The following is a 2066-nucleotide window of genomic DNA, read 5'->3' as shown; positions in this document are numbered from 1 at the left end:
TCAATGGGGCCTTGGACCCACGGCGGTTGCTCTATGGCAAGGCAATGGCTGGACAGTTGGCGCTCTCGCCAACCACATCTGGTCTGTCGGGTCCAACAACGGAAACCCAGATATCAACTCGACTTTCCTTCAGCCGTTCGTGTCTTACACCACCAAGGATTCATGGACTTTTACTCTGAACACAGAGTCGACCTACAACTGGGAAACCGAGGAGTGGTCAGTACCCATCAACGCGGTGGTGTCCAAACTCACACGGATCGGTGAGCAGCCGATCCAGTTTTTTGTCGGTGCCCGTTACTGGGTCGACTCGCCTGACGATGTCGGCCCCACCGGCTTGGGTGCCCGCGCCGGATTCACGCTGCTCTTCCCAAAGAAATAGATCATCGTAGGCAAGCTCTGGGAGATCAGCGACATCGTTGCATTGATTGAGGCGAAGGAGATCGAGCGGCCAGCGGCTCGCGCCTCGTATCGGAGGCAAGCGACCGCTGGCCAGCATCTGAAACGTCAACAGGCGTGATTGTCAGTCTTTCGCAAAAGGATTCCTCAGATCGTAGGCCCAAACATTCTGGACGCAGACCGTCGCCGCGCCTTGCGGCAATCTCATGGATTCCGAACAATCCTAACATCAGTCATTCTCCTTAGGCATGTTGCTTGGAGTCTGAACGCTGGTGGGTGGAACCACCACCCGTTTCTGGGTCGGTTCAATTTAATGGCCAGATCCAAACTGGTCGCACTACTGATGCAGTGATGTTGCTGTATCAAGGTGGTTGGACACAGACGGTACGACTTTGCATCTCCCACTCTATCGGAAACGGCTGCATCGCCCTCGCCATAGTCAGCCCCGCCGGCTGCCGCCCTTGCAGTATCGCCTCCACGATCTCTGGCGCCAGCAGCGTCATGCGCAGGACCCGGCTGACGTATGACGGGTTGATGTTCTCGGCATCGGCGATTTCCTCAATGGTAGTGTAGTCGCCAGTCTCCAACAGCTTGCGCCAGCGGAACCCACGCCCCAATGCCTTGAGAAGCGCGCTATCGACCTGCACGCGTGGCTGGGGCTGCGCGTTGGACCCATCCGGCGTGATGATGAGCTTTCGGCCACCGCGCTTCCGGATAGCGAATGGCACTGTGAGGGTCAAGGAAGTGGAGACGTCCGTCATGCCGCTGCTGCCTTCCTCTTGGTGTCCAAGCTGTTCACCTCTGTCGCTATCAGCACCAGTCCCTTGTCCTTGAACCTGAACTGCAGCCCGTCCGTAGTTATATCCACGCGCTCAATCAGCAACTGGATGATCCGCGCCTGCTCGGCAGGGAAGAGTTCAACCCATAGCGGATCGAGTGTTGCCAGCGCCTCGCGAACCTCATCTTCCACTAATCCCTCGGTAGCAGATTGTGCGGCACGCCATGTGGAAATCACGACCTCCGGCGCGCGCAACATGCTGCGAAGCTGGCTGACGACAGTGGCTTCGATTTCCGCTGCCGATACACGGGCGACAGTGCATTTCCCAGCACCGTGTTTAAGCACCGTCTGGCTGACATAATAGCGGTAGAGCCTGTCCCCTTTTCGGGTGTGGGTGGGCGAGAAGGCAGCGCCATCCGGACCGTAGAGCAATCCCTTCAGCAGGGCTGGAGTTTCAGTGCGCGTGCTATTAGCGCGCAGTCGTGGGCTTTGCTGCAGGATCGACTGAACATTGTCCCATGTCTTCTGGTCTATGAGGCGCTGATGCTCACCGGCATAGCCAGTGCCCTTGTGAACTGCTTCGCCGATGTAGGCGCGGTTGTTCAGCATCCGGTAGAGGAAATTCTTGCTTATGGGATTGCCGCGCGGTGTGTGCATCCCCCGCTTCGCCACCTCGCGCGCCAACTCCGTAGCGGAGCCAATCTCCAAGAAGTGGGCGAAGATCCAGCGAACGTTTGTCTTAAGAAATCCCCCGGCTCCTGTGCGATACGGGAGCCGCTCTCCGGCACCTCACACATGCCGGAGAGCGGCGGGGGACGGATCGGAAGAACGGTGGTCTCTTGGACCGGTCAGAAGTTGGATCGCCCCTGCCTTTCGCATGACCTGAACGGAT

General features: G+C 58.2%; 2 protein-coding genes and 1 pseudogene. 1 reads left to right on the top strand and 2 read right to left on the bottom strand.

Annotated features, from left to right (window positions below; translation table 11 throughout):
- Positions 1-379: pseudogene (locus tag ACEW8Q_RS16915) on the top strand (transporter); the annotation flags it as partial.
- Positions 380-758: 379 nt separating this feature from the next.
- Here the strand turns inward: ACEW8Q_RS16915 and ACEW8Q_RS16910 are convergent.
- Together ACEW8Q_RS16910 and ACEW8Q_RS16905 are read right to left on the bottom strand one after the other, a co-directional pair.
- A complete protein-coding gene (locus ACEW8Q_RS16910) occupies positions 759-1157 on the bottom strand; it encodes a hypothetical protein (protein WP_373505226.1) in 399 nt (132 codons plus the stop codon).
- On the bottom strand, positions 1154-1897 hold the full coding sequence (locus ACEW8Q_RS16905) for a recombinase family protein (protein ID WP_373505227.1): 744 nt from the start codon (positions 1895-1897) through the stop codon (positions 1154-1156). The genes ACEW8Q_RS16910 and ACEW8Q_RS16905 overlap by 4 nt, the downstream gene beginning before the upstream one ends.
- Positions 1898-2066: the final 169 nt, after the last annotated feature.

The sequence above is a fragment of the Aestuariivirga sp. genome (assembly GCF_041738905.1).
Lineage (GTDB): Bacteria > Pseudomonadota > Alphaproteobacteria > Rhizobiales > Aestuariivirgaceae > Aestuariivirga.
Note: the sequence above shows the minus strand (reverse complement) of the source record. Positions and strands in the feature narration are given on the sequence as shown.

Excerpts from the sequence above, each read along its gene's own strand:
- ACEW8Q_RS16910 (WP_373505226.1), bottom strand. The coding sequence starts at position 1,157 with ATGACGGACGTCTCCACTTCCTTGACCCTCACAGTGCCATTCGCTATC.